Below are 22947 nucleotides of genomic sequence, written 5' to 3' on the forward strand. Positions count from 1 at the left end.
TGGCACTGACTGCCATATTGGCACAGCTCGGTATCCTCACTCCATGGACCGCGACGAGCAGCAGCCGAGCCTGCGCGAACGCCGTCGTCGCCAGACCGAGGACGAGATCGGCAACGCCGCCCTGGAGCTCTTCGAACGCCAGGGCGTCGCCGCGACGACGGCCGAGGACATCGCGCGCGCAGCCGGCATCTCCCCGCGCACGTTCTTCCGCTTCTGCGCCACCAAGGAGCAGGCCGTCATGCTCGGCGACCGCGAGCTGGAGACGGATCTCCTCGCGGAGCTCGGTGCGCTGCGCGCCGGTGACGACGCCTACGCCGCGCTCGAGACCTACTGGCACGACGCGCTGACCCGGCTGGGCGCCGACCCGACGTCGGGCGACCGGTTCCTGCGGGTCCGCCGGCTGGCGCTCCACGAGCCGACGGTGCTGGCCACCAGTCTGCGCCTCGACGCCGAGCGGACAGAGCTGCGGGTGTCGACGCTGGTCGCGAGCACGGGGACGACCCCGTTGCGGGCGCGGGCGGTCGTCGACGCCTTCTCGACGATGGTCCGGCTGACCCTGGAGGAGTGGGTGCGGTCGGTCGAGGCGGGCGACCCTGCCGATCCGCTCACGGTCTACGCGCAGTGTCGCGTCGCGTTCCGCGAGGCCGTTGCGGGCAGCCGGGTCACCGCGTGATCTCGTGAGTGGCGATAGTCGCTACAGCGACTATCGCCACTCACAGGGGGTTGGAACATGAGCGAGCAGGCGGGGGCGACCGAGTGGGCCGTCCCCGGGCAGGTGGGCGTCGGGCCCTGGGACGGGCCGCTGCCCGACGACCCCCGGCTCGATCCCGACCTGCTGGCCGGGGGCGACCGGCGCAACGTCGTCGACGCCTACCGGTACTGGCGACGGGAGGCCGTGGTCGCCGACCTCGCCGGACGGGCCCACCCCTTCCACGTCGCGATCGAGAACTTCGGCCACGACCACAACATCGGCACGGTCGTCCGCACGGCCAACGCGTTCGCGGCGGCGGGCGTGCACATCGTCGGCCGGCGCCGGTGGAACCGCCGCGGCGCCATGGTCACCGACCGGTACCAGACCCTGCACCACCACGAGGACGCCGCGGCGCTGCACGACTGGGCAGACGAGCGGGGGCTGCCGATCGTGGCCGTCGACAACACGGCGGGTGCGGTGCGGCTGGAGCAGACGACGTTGCCGCGCGAGTGCGTGCTGCTGTTCGGGCAGGAGGGACCGGGCCTGACCGACGTCGCACGGGAGGCGGCGTCGACGCTGGTGTCGATCGCCCAGTTCGGCTCGACCCGCTCGATCAACGCGGGCGTCGCGGCGGGGATCGTCATGCACGCGTGGGTGTGCGCGCACGCCGACCTCGACACGGCCTGGTGATCGGGCCCGCCCGGTTCGTCCCGTAACCTCGGCCGCGTGGTGGCGGTGACGGGCGCGCGAGTGTTGCGCACCGCCGTCCGCGAGGCCCGGCGCGGCTTGTCCGGGGCCGGTGTGCTGCTGGTCGGCCACCAGGCGGGCGAGGCGATGGTGCCGGTCCTCGTGGGCGTCGTGATCGACCGGGCCGTCGACGGCGGCGGTGTCGAGAGCCTGCTGTTCTGGCTGGCGGTGCTGGCCGTCGACTTCGCGGTGCTGTCGCTGTCGTACCGGTACGGGGCGCGGGCGGCGGCGATCGCGTCGGTGAGGACGGACCAGCGGTTGCGGCTGCGGATCGCCGACCGGGTACTCGATCCGCGCGGGGGCGCGGAGGCGGGCCGGCTGCCCGGGGTGCTGGCGGGGATCGCGGTGGCCGACGCGCAGCGCGTCGGGGCGCTGGGGTTCGCGCTGCCCGTGGCGTTGTCGGCGGTCGCGGCGCTGGTCGTGGCGGCGGTCGCGCTGCTGAACATCTCGGTCCCGCTCGGGCTGCTGATCCTGCTGGGCACGCCGCCGCTGCTGTTCGTGGTGCACCTGCTGGGCAAGCCGTTGGAGCGGCGCAGCGGGCCGGAGCAGGAGCGGGCGGCCCGCGCGGCGGGTGTGGCGGCCGACCTCGTGACCGGTGTCCGGGTGCTCAAGGGCATCGGCGCGGAACGCGCGGCCGTCGCCCGCTACCGGTTGACGAGCCGGGACGCGCTGGGAGCGACGCTGCGCGCCACCGGTGCCCAGGCCTGGTACTCGGGCACGGTCCTGGCGTTGAACGGGCTGTTCCTGGCGCTGGTCGCGCTCGTGGGTGGCCGGCTCGCCGCGGACGGTGCGCTGAGCGTCGGCCAGCTGGTGTCGGCCGTGGGGTTGGCCCAGTTCCTGATCGGGCCGCTGGAGGTGTTCGGCTGGGTCAACGGGCGGCTGGCGCAGGCGCGCGCGTCGGCGGCCCGGATCGCGGAGGTGCTGTCGGCGCCGCCGGCCGTCGACGGCGAGGGCGAGGTCACGCCGGCCGGCGGCGCGGTCACCGTGCGCGGCCTGCGCCACGGCGCGCTGCGCGACGGCCTCGACCTCGACGTCGCCGCCGGCGCGTTCGTGGGTGTCGTCGCCACCGCCGACGAGGCGGTCGTGCTGCTCGACTGCCTGGGCCGGGAGATCGACCCGGAGGAGGGCACGGTCGAGGTCGACGGCGTCGGTCTCGAGGCGTGCGCCCCGGCCGCGGCCCGCCGCGCGGTGCTGGTCGCGGGCCACGACGCGTTGCTGTTCACCGGGTCCGTGCACGACAACGTGCTGGCCGCCGCGCCCGTCGGTACCGATCCGGCACCGGCGATGCGGGCGGCGCAGGCCGACGAGGTCGTCGCCGGGCTCCCGGCGGGCGCGTCGACCGAGGTCGGCGACCGCGGGACCGCGCTCTCGGGCGGGCAGCGGCAGCGGGTCGCGCTGGCTCGCGCGGTCGCCGCCGACCCGGCCGTCCTGGTCCTGCACGACCCCACGACCGCGGTCGACGCGGTCACCGAGGCCCGGATCGCCGACGGGCTGCGCGCCGCCCGCCGGGGCCGGACGACGGTCGTCGTCACGGCGAGCCCGGCGCTGCTGGCCGTCGCCGACCGGGTGGTGCTCGTCGAGGCCGGCCGGGTCCGCGCCGACGGCACCCACGCCGACCTGCTGCGCGACGACGCCCGCTACCGGAAGCTGGTGCTGGGATGAGCGAGGAGAAGGGGCGCTCCCTGCTGCCGGTCGCCTCCGGGGCGGAGATCCGCACGGCCCTGGCCGGGCTCGTGCGCCCGTTCCGGCTGCGGGCGGTCGCGGCGCTGGCGGCTCTCGTCGCCGGTGCCGCCGTGAGCCTGGTGACGGCGCCGCTGCTCGGGCGGATCGTCGACCTGGTCGCCGACGGGCGTGGCCCCGACGCGGTCACGACGCCGGTGCTGCTGCTCGTCGTCGTCGCGATCGCCCAGGGGCTGCTGGCGGTGCTCGGAGTGGCGCTGGTGGCCCGCGTCGGCGAGAACATGCTGGCCGACCTGCGGGAGCGCTTCGTCGAACGCGCGCTCGGGCTTCCGTTGCAGCGCATCGAATCCGCGGGTGCCGGGGACCTGACGTCGCGGGCGAGCGAGGACGTCGCGCTGGTCGGCGAGGCTGTCCGCGAAGCGGTCCCGGACTTCGCGCGGGCCGCCCTCACGATCGCCCTGACACTCGTCGGGCTGGCCGTCCTCGACTGGCGGTTCACGGTCGCCGCGCTGCTGGCCGTTCCCGTCCAGGTGCTGACGGCGCGCTGGTACCTGCGGCGGTCATCGCCCATGTACGCGCTGCAACGCCGCTACGCGGGCGCCCAGCAGCAGCAGCTGCTCGACACCGTCGGCGGGGTGCGGACGGTCCGCGCGCTCGGGCTGGCCGACGACCACGCGCGCCGGGTCCGCTCCCGCACCGAGGACGTCGTGACGACGGAGCGGCGCGTCGTCCGGCTGCAGACGGGGTTCTTCGGCCGGCTCAACGTCGCCGAGTTCATCGGCGTCGCGGGCGTCCTGACCGCAGGGTTCCTGCTGGTCAGGTCGGGGACGGCCTCGATCGGGACGGCGAGCGCGGCGGCGCTGTACTTCATCAACCTGTTCAACCCGATCAACCAGGTGCTGTTCCTGCTCGACACGGCGCAGTCGGCGGCGGCGAGCCTGGGGCGCATCGTCGGCGTGGTGAACCTGCCGCCGGCGCAGGCCGTGGCCGAGCCGCGCACGGCGTCGGACGGGTCGGTGCGGGTGAAGGGCCTGGGCCACGCCTACGTGGCGGGCCACGACGTGCTCGACGGCGTCGACCTCGACGTGGACCCGGGCACGCGGGTCGCGCTGGTGGGGGCGAGCGGCGCCGGGAAGACGACGCTGGCGACGCTCGTCGCCGGGGTGCACAGCCCGGTCCGGGGTGCGATCGAGATCGGTGGGGTGCCGCTGGAGTCGCACGACCCGGAGCGGTTGCGGACGTCGGTCGCGCTGGTGACGCAGGAGGTGCACGTCTTCGCCGGCCCGCTGGCCGACGACCTGCGCCTCGCCCGCGCCGACGCCACGGACGCCGAGCTGCGGGCCGCGCTCGACGCGGTCGGTGCCACGGGCTGGGTGGACGCACTGCCCGACGGGTTGGCGACGGAGGTCGGCAGCGGCGGGCACACGTTGACGGTCGTGCAGGCCCAGCACCTGGCGCTGGCCCGGCTGGTGCTGGCCGATCCGCTGGTGGCGGTGCTCGACGAGGCGACGGCGGAGGCGGGCAGCGCGGGGGCACGGTCGTTGGAGGACGCGGCGGAGCGGGCGCTGGCCGGGCGGACCGGGCTGCTGGTGGCGCACCGGCTGACGCAGGCCGCGGGGGCCGATCTGGTGGTGGTGCTGGAGGCGGGGCGGGTCGTGGAGCAGGGGACGCACGACGAGCTGCTCGCGGCGCGCGGCCGCTACCACGGTTTGTGGGCGGCGTGGACGGACTCGCGCTGAGGGGCGCCGCCTCGGCCCTCCGACGAACGTGTCATCAGCGCACCGGCGTTGCTCTCACGACACCTCCGATGCGGAGCCGATCACCGAACGTGTCGTCAGCGCACCCGGCCGACCCTGACGACACGCTCGGCGGCGATGCGGCTGCGCGGGGGCTTCTGGGCGGGCGCGCGTCCTATCGTGGCGGCGTGCCGTTCTGGAGGACCGAGGAACGCGGGACCCGTGCCGTCGAGGAGTGGAACCGGCAGCTCCTCGCCGACGAGGCCGGTGCCCGCGAGCGCGCCCAGCAGGAGTTCGAGGAGTCGCCCACCGGCCGCGCCCGCGCCGCCTACGACGACGGCCTGGAGATCTTCCAGTTCTCGCTCCCGCTCGACGAGGTGACCTCGGTGCCCGTGGCCCGCGCCGCGTCCGGCGAGGTGCACCTGGCGGCCGACATCTCCGACGTCCTCGACGCCGTCGTGCGCGAGGGCTGGGACCTGCACTCCTTCTCGACGGTGTTCGCGATGCGTACCGCGTCCGTGACCGGCGGCGGGACGGGCCGCGCCGACGTGTCCGGCGACCTCGTCGCCACCTACGTGTTCCTGCGCGAGGAGAGCTCCCACGCGCCGCTGGAGGTCCCGGAGGGCAACGCGTGACCGTGTGGGGGGAGCGCGCCGCCGAGGCCGAGGCAGCGGTCCGTGCCCGGCACCTGCGCCGCGTCGTCGGCGTGACCCCCGGGACGCGGATCGGACGGATCCGCTGGCCGCGGCCACGGTTGGACCGGCCATGGCCCTGGCACTACTGGTGGCAGGCGCACCTGCTCGACTGCCTCGTCGACGCCGAACTGCGCGCCCCCGACCGACGCCGCGCCGCCGCGATCGCCGGGACCGTGCGCGGAGTGCGGCTGATGAACCTGGGCCGCTGGGTCAACGACTACTACGACGACATCGCCTGGTTCGGTCTGGCCGTCGAGCGGGCGGGTGCGCTCGCGCGGCGCCCCGGCCCGGCGGCCGTCACCGCGGTGACGACGCGGCTGCGCGCCGGCTGGACCCCCGACGGCGGCGGCGGGATCTGGTGGCGCCGCGCCGACGACTTCAAGAACGCCCCCGCCAACGGTCCCGCCGCGATCCTGCTGGCCCGCAGCGGCCGGGTGCCGCTCGCGGCGTCGATCGTCGACTGGATGGCCGCCTCGCTCGTCGACCCCGGCAGCGGGCTCGTCCGCGACGGCGTCCGGCTCGCGCCCGACGGCACCGTCCGCGAGATCGCCGCGACGACCTACACCTACTGCCAGGGCGTCTACCTGGGCGCCTGCGTCGAGCTCGCCGAACGCGACGGCGCCCCGCGCTGGGCCGCGCGCGCATCGGCCGTCCTCGACGCGGTCGCCGACCGCATGGCCGGCGCCGACGGCGTCATCCCCGGCTACGACGACGGCGGCGACGGTGGCCTGTTCAACGGCATCCTCGCCCGCTACCTCGCCGACGCCGCACGGCGCCGCCCGGAGCTCGCCGACACCGCGCGGCGGCTGGTGCTGGCCAGCGCGGAGTCGGTGTGGGACAACCGCGCCGAGGTCGCGACCGGACCGGTGTTCGCCCATGACTGGCGGAAACCCGCCCGCGTCCCCCGGCCCGGGACGCCGGAGGCCGACCTGTCGGTGCAGCTGTCGGGCTGGATGCTGCTGGAGGCGGCGGCGACCCTCGCGTGAGGGATCAGGACTCGGCGGGCCCGGTGTCGGCGGCCGCCCGGTTCTCCGGCAGCTCCGCGGTGTCGTCGATCGGGCGGCGCATCTCCTGGCGATAGCGCCACACCCCGAACCCGGTACCGACGACGAAGAACGCGATCGACCCGACCACCGCGACCGTCTTGAGCCACGGGACCGAGTCGAGCAGGCCCGCACCGTAGTAGCCGATCATCAGCAGCGTCGGCACCCAGAGGATCGCGCCGACGCTGTTGGCTAGCAGGAACTTGCGGTTGTCCATGCGGACCGCACCCGCGATCATCGGCGCCAGCGTCCGGATCCAGGGGATCCAGCGGGCCACCACGATCGACCAGAAACCCCAGCGGTCGAGGAAGCGCCCCGCCCGCTCGAGGTTGGCCTTGTTGAGCATCTTCCCGTCCTTGCGGGCGAGGATGCGCGTGCCGGTGTAGCGACCGACGAGGTACCCGGCCTGGTTCCCGGCCACCGCCAGCACCGCCGCCACGAAGGCCAGCATCCAGGCGCCGCGCTCGTGCCCGTGCTGGGCCAGGACGACGCCCGCCGCGACGAGCAGCGAGTCACCCGGCAGGAACAGCCCGACGATGAACGCGCACTCGAGGAAGATGAACGTGAGCACGACGGCCCAGACCGTGGCCGGGCCCGCGGAGTCGAGCGGTCCCCAGGCCAGGGTCGTGGTGAGCGCGGTCGTCGTGGTCACTGGTCTCCAGCATGGTCGCCGGGCCCGGTCGTCGCAAAGGTGATGAACACGGCGACGGTCAGCGGCGGGCGCGGTGGGCGGGGCCCGGGCGGGCACGCCGCGCCCGGACGACCTCGATGACGATCGGGATCACCGAGATCAGCACGATCAGGATCAGCATCGCCTCGATGTTGTTCTTGACGATGTCGAAGCTGCCGAGGAAGTAGCCCAGCACCGTCACACCCGCGGCCCACGCCACGCCACCGATCAGCGAGTACGTGAAGTACCGGCGCGGGTCCATCTTCGCGACGCCCGCCATCACGGTGATGAACGTGCGCACGATCGGCACGAAACGTGCCATGACGATCGCGCGGTTGCCGTACTTGTCGAAGAACCCCTGCGTCTTCTCGACGTGCTCGGGCTTGAACAGCCGCGACTTCGGCTTGTCGAAGATCGCCGGCCCGGCCTTGCGGCCGATCCAGTAGCCGCATGCGTTCCCCGCGAACGCGGCGACCACCAGGATCAGGCACGTCAGCCACAGCGGCGTCTTGATCGCGCCGACGTGGACGAACAGGCCCGCCGTGAACAGCAGCGAGTCACCCGGCAGGAAGAACCCCAGCAGCAGCCCGCACTCGGCGAACACGATCAACGCGAGCCCGACCAGCGCCCACGGACCCAGCCACTCGATGATCGTGTCGGGCTGGAGCCACTCCGGGCCCAGGGCCAGCGTGGCGGTCGACGGCGCGATGCCGAGGAGATTCGTCACGGTTCACGACGGTACCCGTCCCCGACACTCACCCGAGCGGCGGTAGCAGCCCCGGCACGAGCACCGACAGCAGCGCCAACGCGCACCCGAGCACCGCGCCGCCCAGCAACGCGACCGTCAACGCCCACCCGACCTGGTTCATCGGGCTGCGCGGCGTGGACCGACGGCCCCGGCCCGCACCGGTGGCGTTCACGGCCTGCTGCGACCACATGCCCGACGCCTCGTGCCCGTGCTGCGACGGACCGGCCGGCGGCTGCTGCATCGACTGCTGGGCGGGCGAGTACCGGCCGGACGCCTGTGGGCCCGGCGCCGGGGCGAGAGGTGCCGGCGGACGGGGCACGGGACCCGGCTGCGGCGGGGCCGCGAACGGGTTGCCGCTGGTCTGCCCTGCGCGGGCGCGCAACGCCTCCGACAACTTCCGACCCGGGTCGTCCATCGCCGTCACGGTGCCGTTCTCCCTGTTCACGGGGGTTCTGGACCTCATCGGCCCGACGCGCGGGCCGCCATCACCTTCGCGACGGTGTCGAGTCCGCGACTCGCCGTCGACTTGACCGTACCGCGGCTGATGCCCGTCGCCTCCGCGATCTCGGCTTCCGACATCCCCCCGTAATAACGGAGGACGAGGACCTCGCGCTGCCGCGGCGGGAGCGTCGCCAACGCGTCGACGACCGCCTGGTGCTCGGCCGACAGCATCGCCAGCGACTCCGCCGAGCGGGCGTTGACGCTGTGCGGCGGCACGTAGTCGCGCGCCGTGCGGCGCCGGCGCAGCACCGACCGCGACCCGTTGACGACGGCCGTGCGCAGGTAGGCGACCGCGGCCGCCTCGTCGCGCAGCCCGCCCCAGTTGCGGTGCAGACCCGTGAACGCCTCCTGGACGACGTCCTCGGCCGTGGTCGGCTCGTCGACCAGCAGGACCGCGAGCCGGACCAGCCGGAGCCGGTGGTCGTTGTAGAGATCCGCCAGGGTCCGCGGCGGCGCGCCCGGCGGGGGCGGCGGCGGAGCGGCGACGGGATCCGGGCCGGCGTCGATGCGGCGCAACCTGCTGAGGGTCTGCTCGACCGCCCGCTCACCCTCCGTCGGCGCATGGCGCCCGGTGGCGGATCCCGGGAACGGACCCCCGACGCCGTAGCGGTCGTGGGGCTCGAAAGCGTGCTGGCTCGCCGTACTCCCCTCCCCGTTCACTCGGGGGAGTCTATCGGCGGCCGGATCCGGCATTGGCGGAGCCCGTCCCCGGGTACGGGATACTTGCCCGTGACGAGCGCCGACACGCCACGACGAGCGCCACCCGATCGAGAGGACGCCCCATGCCGATCGCCACTCCCGAGGTCTACAACGCGATGCTCGACGGCGCCAAGAAGGGGGAGTACGCCTTCCCGGCGATCAACGTGACCAGCAGCGAGACCCTCAACGCGGCCCTCCGGGCCTTCGCGGAGGCCGAGAGCGACGGCATCGTCCAGCTGTCGACGGGTGGCTCCGAGTTCGCGTCCGGCCTGGGCGTGAAGGACATGGTCGTCGGCTCCGTCGCCATGGCCGAGTTCGCGCACGTCGTCGCCGAGCAGTACCCGGTCAACGTCGTGCTGCACACCGACCACTGCCCCAAGGACAAGCTCGACGGCTTCGTACGCCCCCTGATGGCCATCAGCGCCGAGCGCGTCGCCCGCGGCGAGCAGCCCCTGTTCCAGTCGCACATGTGGGACGGCTCCGCGGTCGAGCTCGAGGAGAACCTGCAGATCGCCGCCGAGCTGCTCGACGCCGCCGCCAAGGCGAAGATCATCCTCGAGGTCGAGATCGGCGTCGTCGGCGGTGAGGAGGACGGCGTCCACAACGAGGTCAACGAGAAGCTCTACACGGCGCCGGGCGACTACGAGCGCACCGTCGACGTCCTCGGTGGCGGCGAGAAGGGGCGCTACCTGCTGGCCGCCACCTTCGGCAACGTGCACGGCGTCTACAAGCCGGGCAACGTCAAGCTGCGGCCCGAGATCCTCAAGGAAGGCCAGGAGGTGGCGCGCGCCACGCTCGGGCTGCCCGCCGACGCCAAGCCCCTCGACCTCGTCTTCCACGGCGGCTCGGGCTCGGGCCTCGACGAGATCCACGAGGCGATCTCCTACGGCGTCGTGAAGATGAACGTCGACACCGACACCCAGTACGCCTTCACCCGCCCGATCGCCGCGCACATGTTCCAGAACTACGACGGCGTCCTGAAGATCGACGGCGAGGTCGGCAACAAGAAGCAGTACGACCCGCGCTCGTACCTGAAGAAGGCCGAGCAGTCGATGACCGACCGCGTCGTCGAGGCCTGCCAGAACCTCAAGTCCGCGGGTCGCACCCTGCGCTGACGGTCGGCTCCGGGGCTCGGGGCAGGATTGGGGCCATGAGCGAGCGTCAGCGACACAGTGCGTGCGGCCATCGTCCGAGCTCCGGCGAGGGCGTGCGATGACCGTCCACGGGAACCTCCTCGGCCCCGAGCCCACCCGGCTGCCCGTCGACCCGGCGGCCGCCGAACTGGCGGGCGGCGCGGACGCCAAGACCGTGGCCGCCGCGCACCCCGCCTCCATGACCGCCTGGGCGACCCTGGCCGAAGGCGCCCTCGCCGACGGCGAGTCCGTCACCGCCTACGCCTACGCCCGCACCGGGTACCACCGCGGCCTCGACCAGCTGCGCCGCAACGGCTGGAAGGGCTTCGGCCCGATCCCGTGGTCGCACGAGCCCAACCAGGGCGTCTTCCGCGCCCTCGCCGCGCTGCTGCGGGCGTCGGAGGCGATCGGGGAGACCGACGAGGTCGAGCGCCTGCGCGCTTTCATCGCCGACTCCGACTCGACCGCGCCCGCCGAGCTCGGCCTCTCCTGAGGGCTTCCCCGCGACGGGCGGCGGGCACGCCGCCCGTCGCCACCGGGCCGGGCTTCCCCGCCGGCCGGCCCCGCCCTTCCCCGCGCCCCGCCCTTCCTCATGCCCGCCCGGAGGCGATCGCCGTCGTCCGCACCGTGCAGCGATGCACCCGGGGTGGGGTCGGGAACGCCCCGAATACCACCGACGTTCCCCGTACGGCGCTCGCGGTGGAACACCGGGACATGTGACCGTCGACGCGACGTTCCCCTCCGGTGACCCGCCGGTCACGACGGGTGGGGGAGAATGATCCGGCGGCAACGCCGACGTCGGGGATACGTCGACTCCTGGGGAGAGGTCGAACAGCAGTGCAGTTCCTGATCAGGTGGGTCATCCGTCCGCTCGCGATGCTCCTGTGGCGCCCCAAGGCCGAAGGCATCGAAGGGGTGCCCCTCACCGGCCCGGTGATCTTCGCGTCCAACCACCGCGCGGCCGTCGACACCGCGGTGATCCCGCTGGTCGCGCCCCGCCCCGTCGCCTTCCTCGCCAAGGCCGAGTACTTCACCGGCCACAGCCTCAAGAGCCGCTTCGGCGCCCGCTTCCTCTCCGCCCTCAACTACGTCCCCGTCGACCGCGGCAACGCAAAGGCCGGCCTCGCCGCCCTCGACGCCGGTCGCGGCGTCCTCGAAGCCGGCGGCGCGTTCGGCATCTACCCCGAGGGCACCCGGTCCCTCGACGGCCGGCTCCACCGCGGCCACACCGGCGTCGCCACCCTGGCGCTCACCACCGGCGCCGTGGTCGTCCCCGTCGGCCTCCTCGGCACCGACAAGGTGCAGCCCGTCGGCGTCAAGATCCCGCGGATCGCGCCCGTCACCGTCCGGTTCGGCGCGCCCCTCGACTTCTCCCGCTACGAGGGGCTCGAGAACTCACCGGCAATCCGTCGCGCCGTCACCGACGAGATCATGGACGCGATCGCGCAGCTCAGCGGGCAGGAGTACGTCGACTCCTACCACCGCCGCCCCGACGCCGAGGCTGCCTGACATTCACGGGCGCACCAGCAGCCAGTCGGTGGTGTGGCGGTACCAGACCCACCGCGGCACCACCCGCGGATGCTCCACACCGTCGACGACGACCGTCGCGCCCACGCAGCCGATCTGCAACGCACGACCCGTCGCCGGGATGACACCGCGCCCGCGCACCGACGACACCCCGCCCGGCCCCGGGGTCGCCACGAGCCGCCGCACAGCCCCCCGGACTACCAGCGTGTCGTCGCAGTAGGCCTCCCCCCGCAGGTTGCGCACCTCCCCGCGCCCCACCAGCACCCCGCCCGCGTCGTCACGGACCAACGGCACCGGCGACGCCACGCCGTCCAACGCCAACGCCGCCGCCTGCGCCCGGTCCCGCGGCAACCCCCACGCCGCCGCGGCCGCCGACCGCCGGCTCGTCGGCACGAACGCCACCTCGACCGCGCCCAACAGGTCTTTCCGGAGCAACCGGACCAACACCGCCGCCAGATCCGCGTCGTCACCGGACACGACCACCCGGCCCGGGCGCTGCTCGTCCAACACCGGATCCAGGTCCCCACGACCCGGCCGCGACGGCAACGCCACCGCCGGCACCGAGGCCAGAGCCGCGGGCACCCGCGCCAGACCCGAGCCCGGCCGACTACCGTGGAACGGAAGCCGCCGGCCCGTGGCCCCGTCCCCGACGGTCAGCAGCATCACCGAGGAATCGATCGTGCTCACTCTGATCGGTTACCCTCCCCGCCGCGGCGCGAACTGCGCCGCGGTCGCTCCGCGCGTTCAGGACTTGGAGTTTCACATGCCGGCGATCGTGCTGATCGGAGCCCAGTGGGGCGACGAGGGCAAGGGCAAGGCCACCGACCTCCTCGGCGGTCAGGTCCAGTGGGTGGTCCGCTACCAGGGTGGCAACAACGCCGGCCACACCGTCGTCCTCCCCGACGGGCAGGACTTCGCACTCCACCTCATCCCGTCGGGCATCCTCACCCCAGGCGTGCGCAACGTCATCGGCAACGGCGTCGTCGTCGACCCCGGCGTCCTCCTCGACGAGCTCACCGGCCTCGAGAACCGCGGCGTCGACACCAGCGGCCTCATGATCAGCGCCGACGCGCACCTGATCATGCCGTACCACATCGCCATCGACAAAGTCACCGAACGCTTCCTCGGCAAGGCCAAGATCGGCACCACCGGCCGCGGCATCGGCCCCGCCTACCAGGACAAGGTCGCCCGCGTCGGCGTCCGCGCCGCCGACGTCCTCGACGAGAAGATCCTCCGCCAGAAGGTCGAGGCCGCCCTCGAACTCAAGAACCAGATCCTGGTCAAGGTCTACAACCGGCGCGCCCTCGACGTCGACGAGGTCGTCGAGTCCGTCCTCGCCTGCGGCGAACGCTTCAGCCACCGCATCGCCGACACCCGGCTCCTGCTCAACAAAGCCCTTGAAGCCGGCGAGACGATCCTGCTCGAAGGCTCGCAAGGCACCCTGCTCGACGTCGACCACGGCACCTACCCCTTCGTCACCAGCAGCAACCCGACCGCCGCCGGTGCCGCCGTCGGCTCCGGCATCGGCCCCAACAAGATCGACCGCGTCATCGGGATCCTGAAGGCCTACACCACCCGCGTCGGCTCGGGGCCCTTCCCCACCGAGCTGCACGACGAGTGGGGCGAGCGGCTGCGCAAGGTCGGCGGCGAGGTGGGCGTGACCACCGGCCGCCCCCGCCGCTGCGGCTGGTTCGATGCCGTCATCGGCCGGTACGCGGTGCGCGTCAACGGCATCACCGACTACTTCCTCACCAAGCTCGACGTCCTCTCCGGCCTCGACACCGTCCCGATCTGCGTCGCCTACGAGGTCGACGGCAAGCGCGTCGACGACATGCCGATGACCCAGACCGACGTCCACCACGCCCTCCCCGTCTACGAGGAGCTCCCCGGCTGGTTCGAGGACATCTCCGGCTGCCGCGACTTCGGCGACCTCCCCGCCAACGCCAAGGCCTACGTCCAGCGCATCGAGGAGCTCACGGGCGCCCCCGTCAGCGCCATCGGCGTCGGCCCCGGCCGCGACGAGACCATCACCCGCGACGTCTGACCCGCGCCGCCCGCCCGAGGGTGGTGCCGGCGCAGCGGCCGATGGATGCCGCCGTGCCGCACCGCCGCCGCCCGCGCGTCGGCGGTGCCGCCGCGCAGGTTCAGGTGCCGCCGCAGCGGCCGATGGACGCCGCCGTGCCGCACCGCCGCCGCACACGGGTCGGCGGTGCCGCCGCGCAGGTTCTTCGGCCGCTGCGCAGGTTCTTCGGCCGCTGTGCAGGTTCTGGTGTCGCTGTGCAGGTTCTGGTGTCGCTGTGCAGGTTCTGGTGTCGCTGCGTGGGTTCTGGTGTCGCTGCGTGGGTTCTGGTGTCGCTGCGTGGGCCCTGGGGTCGTCGCGGTGGCTGTGTAGGCGGGGGCCCGACCGGACAACCCGCGCGGCGACGCTCGCGTACCCGTGTGTGGCGGTTGTGGAAGGGGTGCAGCCTCGGTCCGCTGGTCGAGCGATCACCGCGCGGGTTCTGCAGTCGGGGCATGGGTTCCGAGATCGCGGCGGGGCCTGCAAACGGCTGGACGACCGGAGAAGCCGCGCGGCGACGGCGGAACCCGCGGCGGGTCTCGCACCGGCACCGGCTTCGAGAGGCGGGCAGCGCCGTGCCCTGCCGGCTCGGCCATCGCTGCGCATGTTCTGCGGTCGCCGCGCGGGTCTCGAGATCCCCGCGGGGCCTGCAGCGGATTCCGCGACCAGACAGTCCGCACGGCGACGACGAACCCGCGACGGAGATGTGGGCTGCTCGCTTCGCGGCCCGCACCCGCTGGAGGTCCGCTGCACCCTCTGCATGGGTGCGACGGCTGTGGAGGGGCACAGCGCCGCGATCTGCCGGCTCGGCGATCACCACGCAGGCTGTGCAATCGCGACGTGCATTCTGACGTCGTGGCGCGGTCTGCAGGTGGCGGTTCGACCGAACAAGCCACGCGGCGGCGGAGCCTGCGTGGCGGCGATGCGGCACTCTCTTCGCGGCGCGCACCCGTTGCAGGTCCGCTGCACCCTCTGCTGGGGCGGCGGCTGTGGAGGGGCGCAAGCGTCTCCGTCTGCTGGCGGGGTTGTCGCCGCGCGGGTTCTGCGGTCGCGGCGTGGGTTCTGGGATCGTTGCGCGGCTTGCAGGTGGTAGTCCGACCGGACAAGCCACGCGGTCACGGAGAAACCGCGCGGCGGGGGCCCGGACGGCCTCGAAGGTGTCGTGAGCGCTCCCGGGCCGCACTGACGACACGCTCCGCGTCGCCCCGGCCGACGAGCGTGTCGTGAGAGCTGCAGAGCAGCGCTGGTGACACGTTCGCGCCCCACCGCTGCGCGTTCTGCGCCGCTGTGTGCCGGGCGTTACGCACCCCACGCTGCTGCGCACCTCACCGCTCGCTGCACGCCTCGCGCCGCCGCCCGCCCTGGCCACGCGCCCGCTGCCTGCCGGGTGCTGTGCCCTGCTGCCTGCCGGGTGCTCTGCAGGTTGCCTGCTGGGCGCTGTGTGCCTGTTGCCTGCTGGGCGCGGTGCGTCTCACGGCGCTGCCCGCCCGCCGCCCGCTGCCCGCCCGCCGCGCGCCGCCGCTCGCCCTGCGCCTGCCCGCCCTGCGGCGTTGGGGCGCGGCGGCGGGGTCAGGCGGCGCAGGTGCCGGTGTCGGCTTTGCGGGTCAGGCCGCTGGAGGCGTTGAGGGCGCCCGCGACCTGGTCGGCGGTGAGGACGAAGCCGGTCTCGGAGTCGTCGAGGGCGGCGCCGAACACGACGCCGAGGACCTGGCCGTCGGGAGCGATCATGGGGCCGCCTGAGTTCCCGGAGCGGACGGTGGCGCGGATCGTGTAGACGTCGCGGGTCACGGTGCCGCTGTCGTAGATGTCGGGTCCGCGGAGCTGGATGCGGTCGCGGATCTTGGCGGCGGTGGCGGTGTAGGGCCCGTCGAGAGGGTAGCCGAGGACGATGGCGTCGTCACCGGGTTTGGCGGCGTCGGGCGCGAACTGCAACGGGTCGGCGTCGAGGTCGGGGACGGCGAGTACGGCGACGTCGATCTCCGGGTCGTAGGAGACGACGGTGGCGGTGAGGGTGCGGGTGCGGCCGTTGCGGCCGGGGACTTCGACGCTGGTCTGGTTGGTGCCGGCGACGACGTGGGCGTTGGTCATGACGCGCTGGGGTCCGACGACGAACCCGGTGCCTTCGAGCTGGCGCTGGCAGGAGGGGGCGCGGCCGCGAACCTTGAGGACGCTGCCGCCGACGTCGCGGACGACCTGGCTTCGGGCGAGGGCGGCGTCGGGTGGGCCGACGGCGGTGATGGGGGTCTGCGCGAAGGGGGACAGGACGTCGGGGAACCCGGAGTCGTCGAGGAGTTGGCGCAGTTCGGCGGGTAGGGCGCGGGCGCCCGACGGCATGACGGAGTCGACGGACTGGAGGACTTCGGAGCTGCGGACGCTGGCGGCGAGGCCGGGGAAGCTGGCGGAGGCGAGTGGGAGGGCGACGAGCCAGGCGGCGACGACGACGGTGAAGGCTTGGAGGAGGGCGCCGAGGGAGGAGTCGACCTTGAGGACGCGTTCGCCGGTGATGCGGTCGCGGATGCGTCGGCCGAAGAAGACGCCGGTGGTCTCGCCGAGGGCGACGAGGAGCACGACGACGACGATGCTGACGATGACGCGGGTGTGTTGGGCTTCGATGCCGGAGACGATCAGTGGGGCGAGGCGGACGCCGAGGATGGCGCCGCCGAGGACGCCGACGAACGACAGCAGGGCGACGGCCATGCCGTGGCGCCAGCCGGACACGCCCGCGACGATCGCGAGGAGTACGACGAGTACGTCGACCCAGCTCATGCGGAGATCCCGGTCATCCCCCGGTGACCTCCTGCCCCGTGTCGTCCCTCGTGGCGCCGCTGCGCGCGGCGAGTGCTTCGGCCAGGTCGAGTGTGCGGGCGGCCGTCCACGGAACTTCCCATCCCCCTGCATGCAACAGCGCGGACAATAAGCCCCCGGTGAAACCCCACACGAGCAGCCCCTCGACCTGGAACGCGGGGCCGGTGCCGCCGGCGGGGTGGCGGACGCGGACCCGGTTGGCGGGGTCGGCGAGGGCGGCGATGGGGATGCGGGCGACGTGGGCGGTTTCGCCGGGGTCGACGGCGTGGACGGCGCTGGGTTCGGCCCAGTGTGCGACGACGGGTGTGACGACGTAGCCGGACGGTGGGACGTACAGGTCGGCGAGGGTGGTGAGGGGGACGACGCCGGCGGGTTCGAGCCCGGTCTCCTCTTCGGCTTCGCGGAGGGCGGCGCCGACGGGTCCGGTGTCGCCGGGGTCGATGCCGCCGCCGGGGAAGGCGACTTGACCGGCGTGGTTGCGCAGGTCGGAGGAGCGTTCGGCGAGGAGGACGTCGGGCCCGGACGGGCCTTCGCCGAAGAGGACGAGGACGGCGGCGCGGCGGCCGCCGTGGGCGGGTGGGGTGCGGCGGGCAGCGATGTCGGTCGGGGCGAAGTCGCGGACGCCGTGGAGGAGCGGGTGCAGCCAGCGGGGTGCTGCGTCGGGGTGGAGGTCCTCGGTCACGCGGCGGTCCCCTCGGCGACGGCGGCGACGTCGTCGGCGGTGGCGAAGGGGACGGGCGGCAGGATCGGGGTGACGCGGCCGTCGGCGGCGACGAGGTAGCTGACGGGGACGGCGGGTGGGAGGGAGAGGGCGGCGGCGAGTTTCCCGTCGGGGTCGGTGACGGACGGGATTCGGACGCCGAGGTCGGCGAGCAGCGTGAGTGCGGGTTCGGGCTGGTCGCGGACGTCGATGCCGAGGACGGTGACGGCGCCGGGGCGGGCGGCGTACTCGGCGAGGGCGGGGAGTTCGGCGCGGCAGGGGGCGCACCAGGACGCCCACACGTTGAGCAGCGCGGGCTTGCCGGCGAGGGCGGCGCCGAGGTCGACGACACCGTCGGTGCCCAGGCAGGGCACGGTGACGCCGGCGAGCGGCCCGGCGGCGGGGGCGCCGCCGGGCGCGGGGCAGGGCGGGAGGGCGGCGCGGGTGCGCAGCGCGGCGAGGTCGGCGGACGCGGTCGTGGCCGGGGAACCGGACGTGGGCCCGGAGGAGGAGCTGCGCGGCCACAGCGCCACGACGCCGAGGGCGACGAGCAGCACGACGACGACCGTCGTGACGATCTCGGTGCGTGTCGCGCGGAGCCTCACGCGCCGGTGTCCGGCTCGTCCGGCCGGAGCACGCCGAAGCCGGCCAGCGTGAGGAGGTGGTCGCGCTCGGGGCCCTTGACCAGGGCGGCGGCCTTCTCGGGGTCGGTCGGGCCGTCGCCGAACGACGGGCAGTCGGCCGCGAGGGTGCAGACGCCGCACGCGGGTTTGCGGGCGTGGCAGACGCGGCGGCCGTGGAAGATCACCTCGTGCGAGACGATCGTCCAGTCGCGCTTGGGGACGAGTTCGCCGACGGCGTGCTCGACCTTGACCGGGTCTTCCTCGGTGGTCCATCCCCAGCGGCGGACGAGCCGGCCGAAGTGGGTGTCGACCGTGATGCCGGGGACGCCGAAGGCGTTGCCCAGCACGACGTTGGCGGTCTTGCGGCCGATGCCGGGCAGGGTGACGAGGTCCTCGAGGGTGGCGGGGAGCTCGCCGTCGAACCTGTCGACGACGGCCTGGCCGAGCCCGATGAGCGACGACGTCTTGTTGCGGTAGAAGCCGGTGGGCCGGATCAGCTCTTCCAGCTCGGTGCGCTCAGCCTGCGCGTAGTCGACCGCCGTGCGGTACCGCGCGAACAGGGCCGGGGTGACCTCGTTGACGCGTACGTCGGTGGTCTGTGCGGACAGGACGGTGGCGACGGCCAGCTCCAGCGGCGTGGTGAAGTCGAGCTCGCAGTGCGCGTCCGGGTAGGCGGCGGCGAGCGCGCGCAGCGTCCGTCCGACGCGCCGGGCCCGGCCGATCGGGCTCTCCCCGGCAGCGACACGGGCCGCGAGCCGCGCCGCGCTGCGCCGGTCCGGGAGGGTCCGGGCGGGGGTGCTCACGCTTCGAGACTACGGGCGCCCACCGACAGCTTCCGACCGGATCCCGACGCCCGGCCCAGCGGGCTCCCCCGACAGGTCACAGATCCATCACGGGACGCGCGGATCGCGGCCCCGGTGCGCGCGTGCGGACGCGGGTGGGGAATCATCGGCCGGGTCATGACTGCCTGGCTCTCAGTCCTCGTGCCGCTGCTGGTGATGTTCTTCGCGCTCGGTATGGAGCGTGTGGAGTCCCGGCTGCGCGACGCCACCGTGCCCCAGGACGAACTCGACGAGATGCTCGAGCGCCCCCGCCCGGAGGAGGTGCGGGCCATGTTCAAGCAGGGGACGGCCCGCGCTCTGGAGCTCTTCCGGCTCCGCAACAGACGTCCGGGCAAGCGCAAGCCGGAGGCACAGAGCAAGATCGCGTCGTGAGTGACGACGGCCGACAGGTACGGTTCACCCCTGTAGGGGTGGTACTCGGGGTGGTGTCTCGTCGCAGTGCGGGGCCGTACCCCCTAGACTGACGCGCCGATGATCCGCGTCGTGGGGCGGGGATGACATGAGGAGCGGGAACGTGGACGAGGTTCTGATCCGCGCCGGGATCTTCCAGGGCGTGGAACCACATGCGGCGGAGGTGCTCGCCCAGGCGCTGGAGACCGCCGAGTTCCCGCGTGGGCATGTCATCTTCTCCGAGGGCGAGCCGGGTGACCGGCTCTACATCATCGGCAGCGGCAAGGTGAAGATCGGCCGCAAGTCCCCGGACGGCCGGGAGAACCTGCTGATGGTCGCCGGTCCGTCGGACATGTTCGGCGAGCTGTCGATCTTCGACCCGGGGCCCCGCACGTCGTCGGCCTCCGCGGTGACCGAGGTCCGCGCCTACACGATGGACCGCGGTGCGCTGCGCGAGTGGATCGGCAAGCGCCCGGAGATCGCCGAGCAGCTGCTGCGCGTGCTGGCCCGTCGCCTGCGCCGCACCAACAACATGCTGGCCGACCTGATCTTCACCGACGTTCCCGGCCGCGTGGCGAAGTCGCTGCTGCAGCTGGCGCGCCAGTTCGGGTCGCAGGAGTCGGGTCTGCTGCGGGTCACGCACGACCTGACGCAGGAGGAGATCGCCCAGCTCGTCGGCGCGTCGCGCGAGACCGTCAACAAGGCGCTGGCCGACTTCGCCCACCGCGGCTGGCTGCGGCTCGAGGGCAAGAGCGTCCTCATCCTGGAGCCCGAGCGGCTCGCCCGCCGCGCCCGCTGAAACCGTTGGCAGGGGACTCCCCCGCCGTGTGAGGGTGGTGGGCGTGTCCGTCACGCTCGCCGACTACCGCGCCGCCGTCCGCACTCCCGGTGCGGCACTGCCGGTCGCGGGGTCGGCGCTGGGCCGGTTGCCCATCGCGATGTACGGCCTCGCCGTCCTGCTGTACGTGCAGCGGACGACGGGGTCGTTCGCGTCGGCGGGGCTGGTGTCGGCGGGCATCCTGATCGGGATGTCGGTCGGCGCGGTCGCGCAGGGCCGGATCATGGACCGTCGCGGCCCCGCGGTGCTCCTGCTCGTCGTCGCCGGACTGTTCGCGACGACGTCCGCGCTGCTGCTGGTGCTCATCGCCACCGACAGACCCGTCGCAGTGCTGGTGGCCGCCGCGGCGCTGTCGGGCGCGACGATGCCCGCGCTGCCCGGCGCGTCCCGGTCGCTGTGGACGGCGCTGCTGCCACCCGGTCCGCGGCGCGAGGCCGGTTACGGCTACGAGGCCATCAGTCTCGAGGTGTTCTTCATCCTGGGCCCGGCGGTCGCCGCGTTCCTGGTCACGGCCCCGTGGCCGGGCACGGGGGCGGTGGTCGCGGTCGCGGCGATGGTCGTCGGCACCGTGGTGTTCGCGTGCAGCCCCGTGGTGCGCGCGGTCCGCGGCAGCATCCGCACCGGGCGCCGGTCGCTGCTCGGTGTGCTGGCCCGGCCCGGTCTGCGGATCGTGGCGCTGGCGTCGCTGGGGTTCGGTGTCGTCATCGGCAGCGTCGAGGTCGGGGTGCCCGCGGTGACCGCGGCGGCCGGGTCGGCGGCGCTCGGGGGCGTGCTGCTGTCCGCGTGGTCGGTGACGTCGGTGCTCGGCGGGATCGGCTATGCCGCCCGGCCCTGGCCGCGGTCGCTGCACCAGCGGCTGCCGGTGCTGCTCGTGGGGTTCGCGTTGGTCGTCGGCGGGATGGCGGCCGCGGCGGCGACGGGCTCGGTCCTCGCGACGGTCCTGGTGATGCTGCTCGCCGGGGCGCTCATCACCCCGCAGACCACGGCGCACTCCGTCGCCATCGACGTCGTCGTGGACGAGCGATCGGGCACCGAGGCGTTCGGGTGGGTCGTCACGGCGGCGACCGTGGGCATCGCGGCGGGCCAGTCGCTGGCCGGGGTGGTCGTCGAGGCGGTCGGCCCGCACGCGGCGTTCCTCGTCGGCGGGGCGGGCGGGCTGCTGCTCGCCGCCGTCGTATGGCTGGGGAAGGCCGCGGTCCGGGCCGAGCCCGGCGGGGTCAGCGAGCGGCTCGCAGATAGTCCAGCTGCGCCTTGACCGAGCTGTCCGCGGCCGGCCACAGCACCGTGTCGACGTCCGCGTACACGATCTCGACGACCTGCCGCGGCGTCGCGTCCGGGCCGAGGGTCTCCAGGGCTGCCCGGACCTGGGCCAGGCGCTCCTCGCGGTGCGCGAGGTAGGTGCGGGCGGCGGCGGGCGCATCGGCCAGCTCGGGGCCGTGGCCGGGCAGGACGTCGGTCCCGTCGGCCAGCTCGCCCAACAGTTTCAGCGAGTCCAGGTAGGGGCCGAGGGAGCCGTCGGGCTCGGCGATGACGGTCGTGCCGCGACCGAGGATGGTGTCGCCGGTCAGCACTGCGGGACCCGGGTCTCCGGGGCCGTCGAGGACGAGCGAGATCGAGTCGGCGGTGTGCCCCGGAGTGGCCAGGATGCGCAGCTCGACCCCCGCGGCCGCGACGACGTCGCCGTGCGCCAACGCCTCCGACCCCAGCACCAGCGACGGGTCGAGCGCCCGCACCGGCGCCCCCGTCAGCTCGGCGAACCGGCGCGCGCCACCCGCGTGGTCGTGATGGTGGTGCGTGAGGATCACCAGCTCGACCCGGCCCTGCGCCGCAACCCGCGTGAGGTGCTCCTCGTCGTCCTCCCCCGGGTCGACGACGATGCAGCGCTCCTCGCCCGGCGCCCGCAGCACCCAGGTGTTGGTGCCCTCCAGCGTCATCGGCGACGGGTTGCGCGCCAACAGGACCGACGCCAGTGGCGTGACCTCGCGCAGCACCTCGTAGGCGGGATGGACGGCGGTCATCGGTGGCCTCCAGCGGGTGCGTGCCCGGACGCGACGTGGAGGTCGTAGCCCTCGTCGCCGGGGAGCAGGACGTCGGGCAGACCCTCGACGACCATCGGCAGGATCGAGCTGATCGCGCCCGTGGGCGCGGCGGCGTGCAGTGAGGCGGCGTCGGGGAACGCGGCGATGTCGGTCAGGATCGTCCGGGTCGGGCGCATGAGCCCGATCTCGCCGTCGCGGAACGCCGTCAGCGCCGCCGCCGGCGTCCACCACGTGGCCTCGACGGCTTCCGTCGTCTGCGCGTCGGCTTCCTGGCCGGGTGGGACGATCGCGGTGAAGAACGCGGTGTCGTAGCGACGGGGCTGCACGATCGGGGTGATCCAGCGCGCCCACGGATGCAGGAGGTCGGCGCGGACCCGCAGCCCCAGTCCGGTGAGCACGTCGCCGAACACCCGCCGGCGCTGCGCGACGTCGTCGCGGGCCCGCGCGAGCACCCCGGCGTCGACGGAGGCGCCGTCGGCGAGCAGGACCCCGCACTCCTCGAACGTCTCGCGCACCGCGGCCAGCACGAACCCGGCCGCCTCGTCGGCGGTGCAGCCCAACCGCTCCGCCCACCACGCAGGCTCCGGACCCTCCCACGCGACCGCACGGTCCGACGCGTCGACGCCGCCGCCCGGGAAGACCGTCATCCCCCCGGCGAACGCCATGCCCTTCACCCGGCGCTGCAGGAACACCTGCAACCTGCCGTCGGGGCCGTCACGAAGCAGCAGGACGGTGGCCGCGGGCCGCGGCATCACGGGCTCAGCGGCATTCACCGAACCGA

The 22947-nt window shown here is 73.8% G+C and carries 24 protein-coding genes; 13 read left to right on the forward strand and 11 right to left on the reverse strand.

Annotation, left to right across the window (positions count from 1 at the left end):
* The first annotated feature begins 43 nt into the window (after positions 1-43).
* From PSU4_RS11445 to PSU4_RS11470, 6 genes are all read left to right on the forward strand, one after another.
* A complete protein-coding gene (locus PSU4_RS11445) occupies positions 44-673 on the forward strand; it encodes a TetR/AcrR family transcriptional regulator (protein WP_147106241.1) in 630 nt (209 codons plus the stop codon).
* 57 nt (positions 674-730) lie between these two features.
* The gene (locus PSU4_RS11450; RefSeq protein WP_147106244.1) at positions 731-1381 is read left to right on the forward strand and encodes a TrmH family RNA methyltransferase; all 651 of its coding nucleotides are present in this window, start codon (positions 731-733) and stop codon (positions 1379-1381) included.
* 39 nt (positions 1382-1420) lie between these two features.
* Entirely contained in the window at positions 1421-3100 is a 1680-nt protein-coding gene (locus tag PSU4_RS11455; RefSeq protein WP_222596229.1) for an ABC transporter ATP-binding protein, read from the forward strand.
* Positions 3097-4857, forward strand: coding sequence for an ABC transporter ATP-binding protein (locus PSU4_RS11460; RefSeq protein ID WP_147106250.1), 1761 nt, complete (start codon positions 3097-3099; stop codon positions 4855-4857). The genes PSU4_RS11455 and PSU4_RS11460 overlap by 4 nt, the downstream gene beginning before the upstream one ends.
* A gap of 185 nt (positions 4858-5042) precedes the next feature.
* Positions 5043-5489 carry a hypothetical protein gene (locus PSU4_RS11465; protein WP_147106253.1) on the forward strand — a complete coding sequence of 149 codons (447 nt, stop codon included), beginning with the start codon at positions 5043-5045 and terminating at the stop codon, positions 5487-5489.
* Positions 5486-6535 (forward strand): glycoside hydrolase family 76 protein, encoded by a 1050-nt coding sequence (locus PSU4_RS11470; protein ID WP_147106256.1) that lies wholly within the window; start codon positions 5486-5488, stop codon positions 6533-6535. Before PSU4_RS11465 ends, PSU4_RS11470 begins: the two co-directional genes overlap by 4 nt.
* Positions 6536-6539: 4 nt before the next feature.
* Here PSU4_RS11470 and PSU4_RS11475 read toward each other — a convergent pair whose 3' ends face one another.
* Genes PSU4_RS11475 through PSU4_RS11490 form a run of 4 tightly spaced genes read right to left on the reverse strand, consistent with a single transcriptional unit; the run spans position 6540 to position 9027 of the window.
* Positions 6540-7244: a DedA family protein gene (locus tag PSU4_RS11475; RefSeq protein WP_147106259.1), complete on the reverse strand. Its 705-nt coding sequence runs from the start codon at positions 7242-7244 to the stop codon at positions 6540-6542.
* Positions 7245-7302: 58 nt separating this feature from the next.
* Positions 7303-7989 carry a DedA family protein gene (locus PSU4_RS11480; RefSeq protein ID WP_147106262.1) on the reverse strand — a complete coding sequence of 229 codons (687 nt, stop codon included), beginning with the start codon at positions 7987-7989 and terminating at the stop codon, positions 7303-7305.
* 28 nt (positions 7990-8017) lie between these two features.
* Positions 8018-8455: a hypothetical protein gene (locus PSU4_RS11485; RefSeq protein ID WP_147106265.1), complete on the reverse strand. Its 438-nt coding sequence runs from the start codon at positions 8453-8455 to the stop codon at positions 8018-8020.
* A 14-nt stretch (positions 8456-8469) separates the two neighbouring features.
* A complete protein-coding gene (locus tag PSU4_RS11490) occupies positions 8470-9027 on the reverse strand; it encodes a SigE family RNA polymerase sigma factor (RefSeq protein WP_246115061.1) in 558 nt (185 codons plus the stop codon).
* Between the two features lie 266 nt (positions 9028-9293).
* Between PSU4_RS11490 and fbaA the strand changes: the two genes are divergently transcribed.
* The 3 genes from fbaA (at position 9294) to PSU4_RS11505 (ending at position 11852) form a co-directional block, all read left to right on the forward strand.
* The gene (gene fbaA, locus PSU4_RS11495; protein ID WP_147106271.1) at positions 9294-10325 is read left to right on the forward strand and encodes a class II fructose-bisphosphate aldolase; all 1032 of its coding nucleotides are present in this window, start codon (positions 9294-9296) and stop codon (positions 10323-10325) included.
* A 97-nt stretch (positions 10326-10422) separates the two neighbouring features.
* Positions 10423-10836 (forward strand): DUF3151 domain-containing protein, encoded by a 414-nt coding sequence (locus tag PSU4_RS11500; protein ID WP_147106274.1) that lies wholly within the window; start codon positions 10423-10425, stop codon positions 10834-10836.
* Between the two features lie 383 nt (positions 10837-11219).
* The gene (locus PSU4_RS11505) at positions 11220-11852 is read left to right on the forward strand and encodes a lysophospholipid acyltransferase family protein (protein WP_147106383.1); all 633 of its coding nucleotides are present in this window, start codon (positions 11220-11222) and stop codon (positions 11850-11852) included.
* A gap of 3 nt (positions 11853-11855) precedes the next feature.
* On the opposite strand, the gene PSU4_RS11510 is transcribed toward PSU4_RS11505, so the two are convergent.
* The gene (locus PSU4_RS11510) at positions 11856-12533 is read right to left on the reverse strand and encodes a hypothetical protein (protein ID WP_147106386.1); all 678 of its coding nucleotides are present in this window, start codon (positions 12531-12533) and stop codon (positions 11856-11858) included.
* Between the two features lie 100 nt (positions 12534-12633).
* Here PSU4_RS11510 and PSU4_RS11515 point away from each other — a divergent pair, with 100 nt between their 5' ends.
* The gene (locus PSU4_RS11515; protein ID WP_147106277.1) at positions 12634-13914 is read left to right on the forward strand and encodes an adenylosuccinate synthase; all 1281 of its coding nucleotides are present in this window, start codon (positions 12634-12636) and stop codon (positions 13912-13914) included.
* A 1584-nt stretch (positions 13915-15498) separates the two neighbouring features.
* Here PSU4_RS11515 and PSU4_RS11520 read toward each other — a convergent pair.
* The 4 genes from PSU4_RS11520 to nth are packed head-to-tail and all read right to left on the reverse strand — an operon-like array spanning position 15499 to position 18779.
* Positions 15499-16695, reverse strand: a complete 1197-nt coding sequence (locus PSU4_RS11520; protein ID WP_147106280.1) for a MarP family serine protease — start codon at positions 16693-16695, stop codon at positions 15499-15501.
* A 13-nt stretch (positions 16696-16708) separates the two neighbouring features.
* Positions 16709-17416 (reverse strand): NUDIX hydrolase, encoded by a 708-nt coding sequence (locus tag PSU4_RS11525; protein ID WP_147106283.1) that lies wholly within the window; start codon positions 17414-17416, stop codon positions 16709-16711.
* On the reverse strand, positions 17413-18039 hold the full coding sequence (locus tag PSU4_RS11530; protein WP_147106285.1) for a TlpA family protein disulfide reductase: 627 nt from the start codon (positions 18037-18039) through the stop codon (positions 17413-17415). Before PSU4_RS11530 ends, PSU4_RS11525 begins: the two co-directional genes overlap by 4 nt.
* Positions 18036-18779: an endonuclease III gene (gene nth / locus PSU4_RS11535; protein WP_373866044.1), complete on the reverse strand. Its 744-nt coding sequence runs from the start codon at positions 18777-18779 to the stop codon at positions 18036-18038. The genes PSU4_RS11530 and nth overlap by 4 nt, the downstream gene beginning before the upstream one ends.
* 237 nt (positions 18780-19016) lie before the next feature.
* Between nth and PSU4_RS11540 the strand changes: the two genes are divergently transcribed.
* The 3 genes from PSU4_RS11540 (at position 19017) to PSU4_RS11550 (ending at position 21382) form a co-directional block, all read left to right on the forward strand.
* Positions 19017-19271, forward strand: coding sequence for a hypothetical protein (locus PSU4_RS11540; RefSeq protein ID WP_147106292.1), 255 nt, complete (start codon positions 19017-19019; stop codon positions 19269-19271).
* A gap of 142 nt (positions 19272-19413) precedes the next feature.
* Complete coding sequence (locus PSU4_RS11545; RefSeq protein WP_147106295.1) at positions 19414-20088, forward strand: Crp/Fnr family transcriptional regulator; 675 nt, start codon at positions 19414-19416, stop codon at positions 20086-20088.
* 43 nt (positions 20089-20131) lie between these two features.
* Positions 20132-21382 (forward strand): MFS transporter, encoded by a 1251-nt coding sequence (locus tag PSU4_RS11550; RefSeq protein WP_147106298.1) that lies wholly within the window; start codon positions 20132-20134, stop codon positions 21380-21382.
* On the opposite strand, the gene PSU4_RS11555 is transcribed toward PSU4_RS11550, so the two are convergent.
* Both PSU4_RS11555 and PSU4_RS11560 read right to left on the reverse strand, forming a co-directional pair.
* A complete protein-coding gene (locus tag PSU4_RS11555) occupies positions 21345-22145 on the reverse strand; it encodes an MBL fold metallo-hydrolase (RefSeq protein WP_147106301.1) in 801 nt (266 codons plus the stop codon). The two genes, PSU4_RS11550 and PSU4_RS11555, sit on opposite strands and share 38 nt — an antisense overlap.
* On the reverse strand, positions 22142-22939 hold the full coding sequence (locus PSU4_RS11560) for an NUDIX hydrolase (protein WP_147106304.1): 798 nt from the start codon (positions 22937-22939) through the stop codon (positions 22142-22144). The genes PSU4_RS11555 and PSU4_RS11560 overlap by 4 nt, the downstream gene beginning before the upstream one ends.
* Positions 22940-22947: the final 8 nt, after the last annotated feature.

Origin of the sequence: Pseudonocardia sulfidoxydans NBRC 16205 (genome assembly GCF_007989085.1) — a bacterium.
Classification (GTDB): domain Bacteria; phylum Actinomycetota; class Actinomycetes; order Mycobacteriales; family Pseudonocardiaceae; genus Pseudonocardia; species Pseudonocardia sulfidoxydans.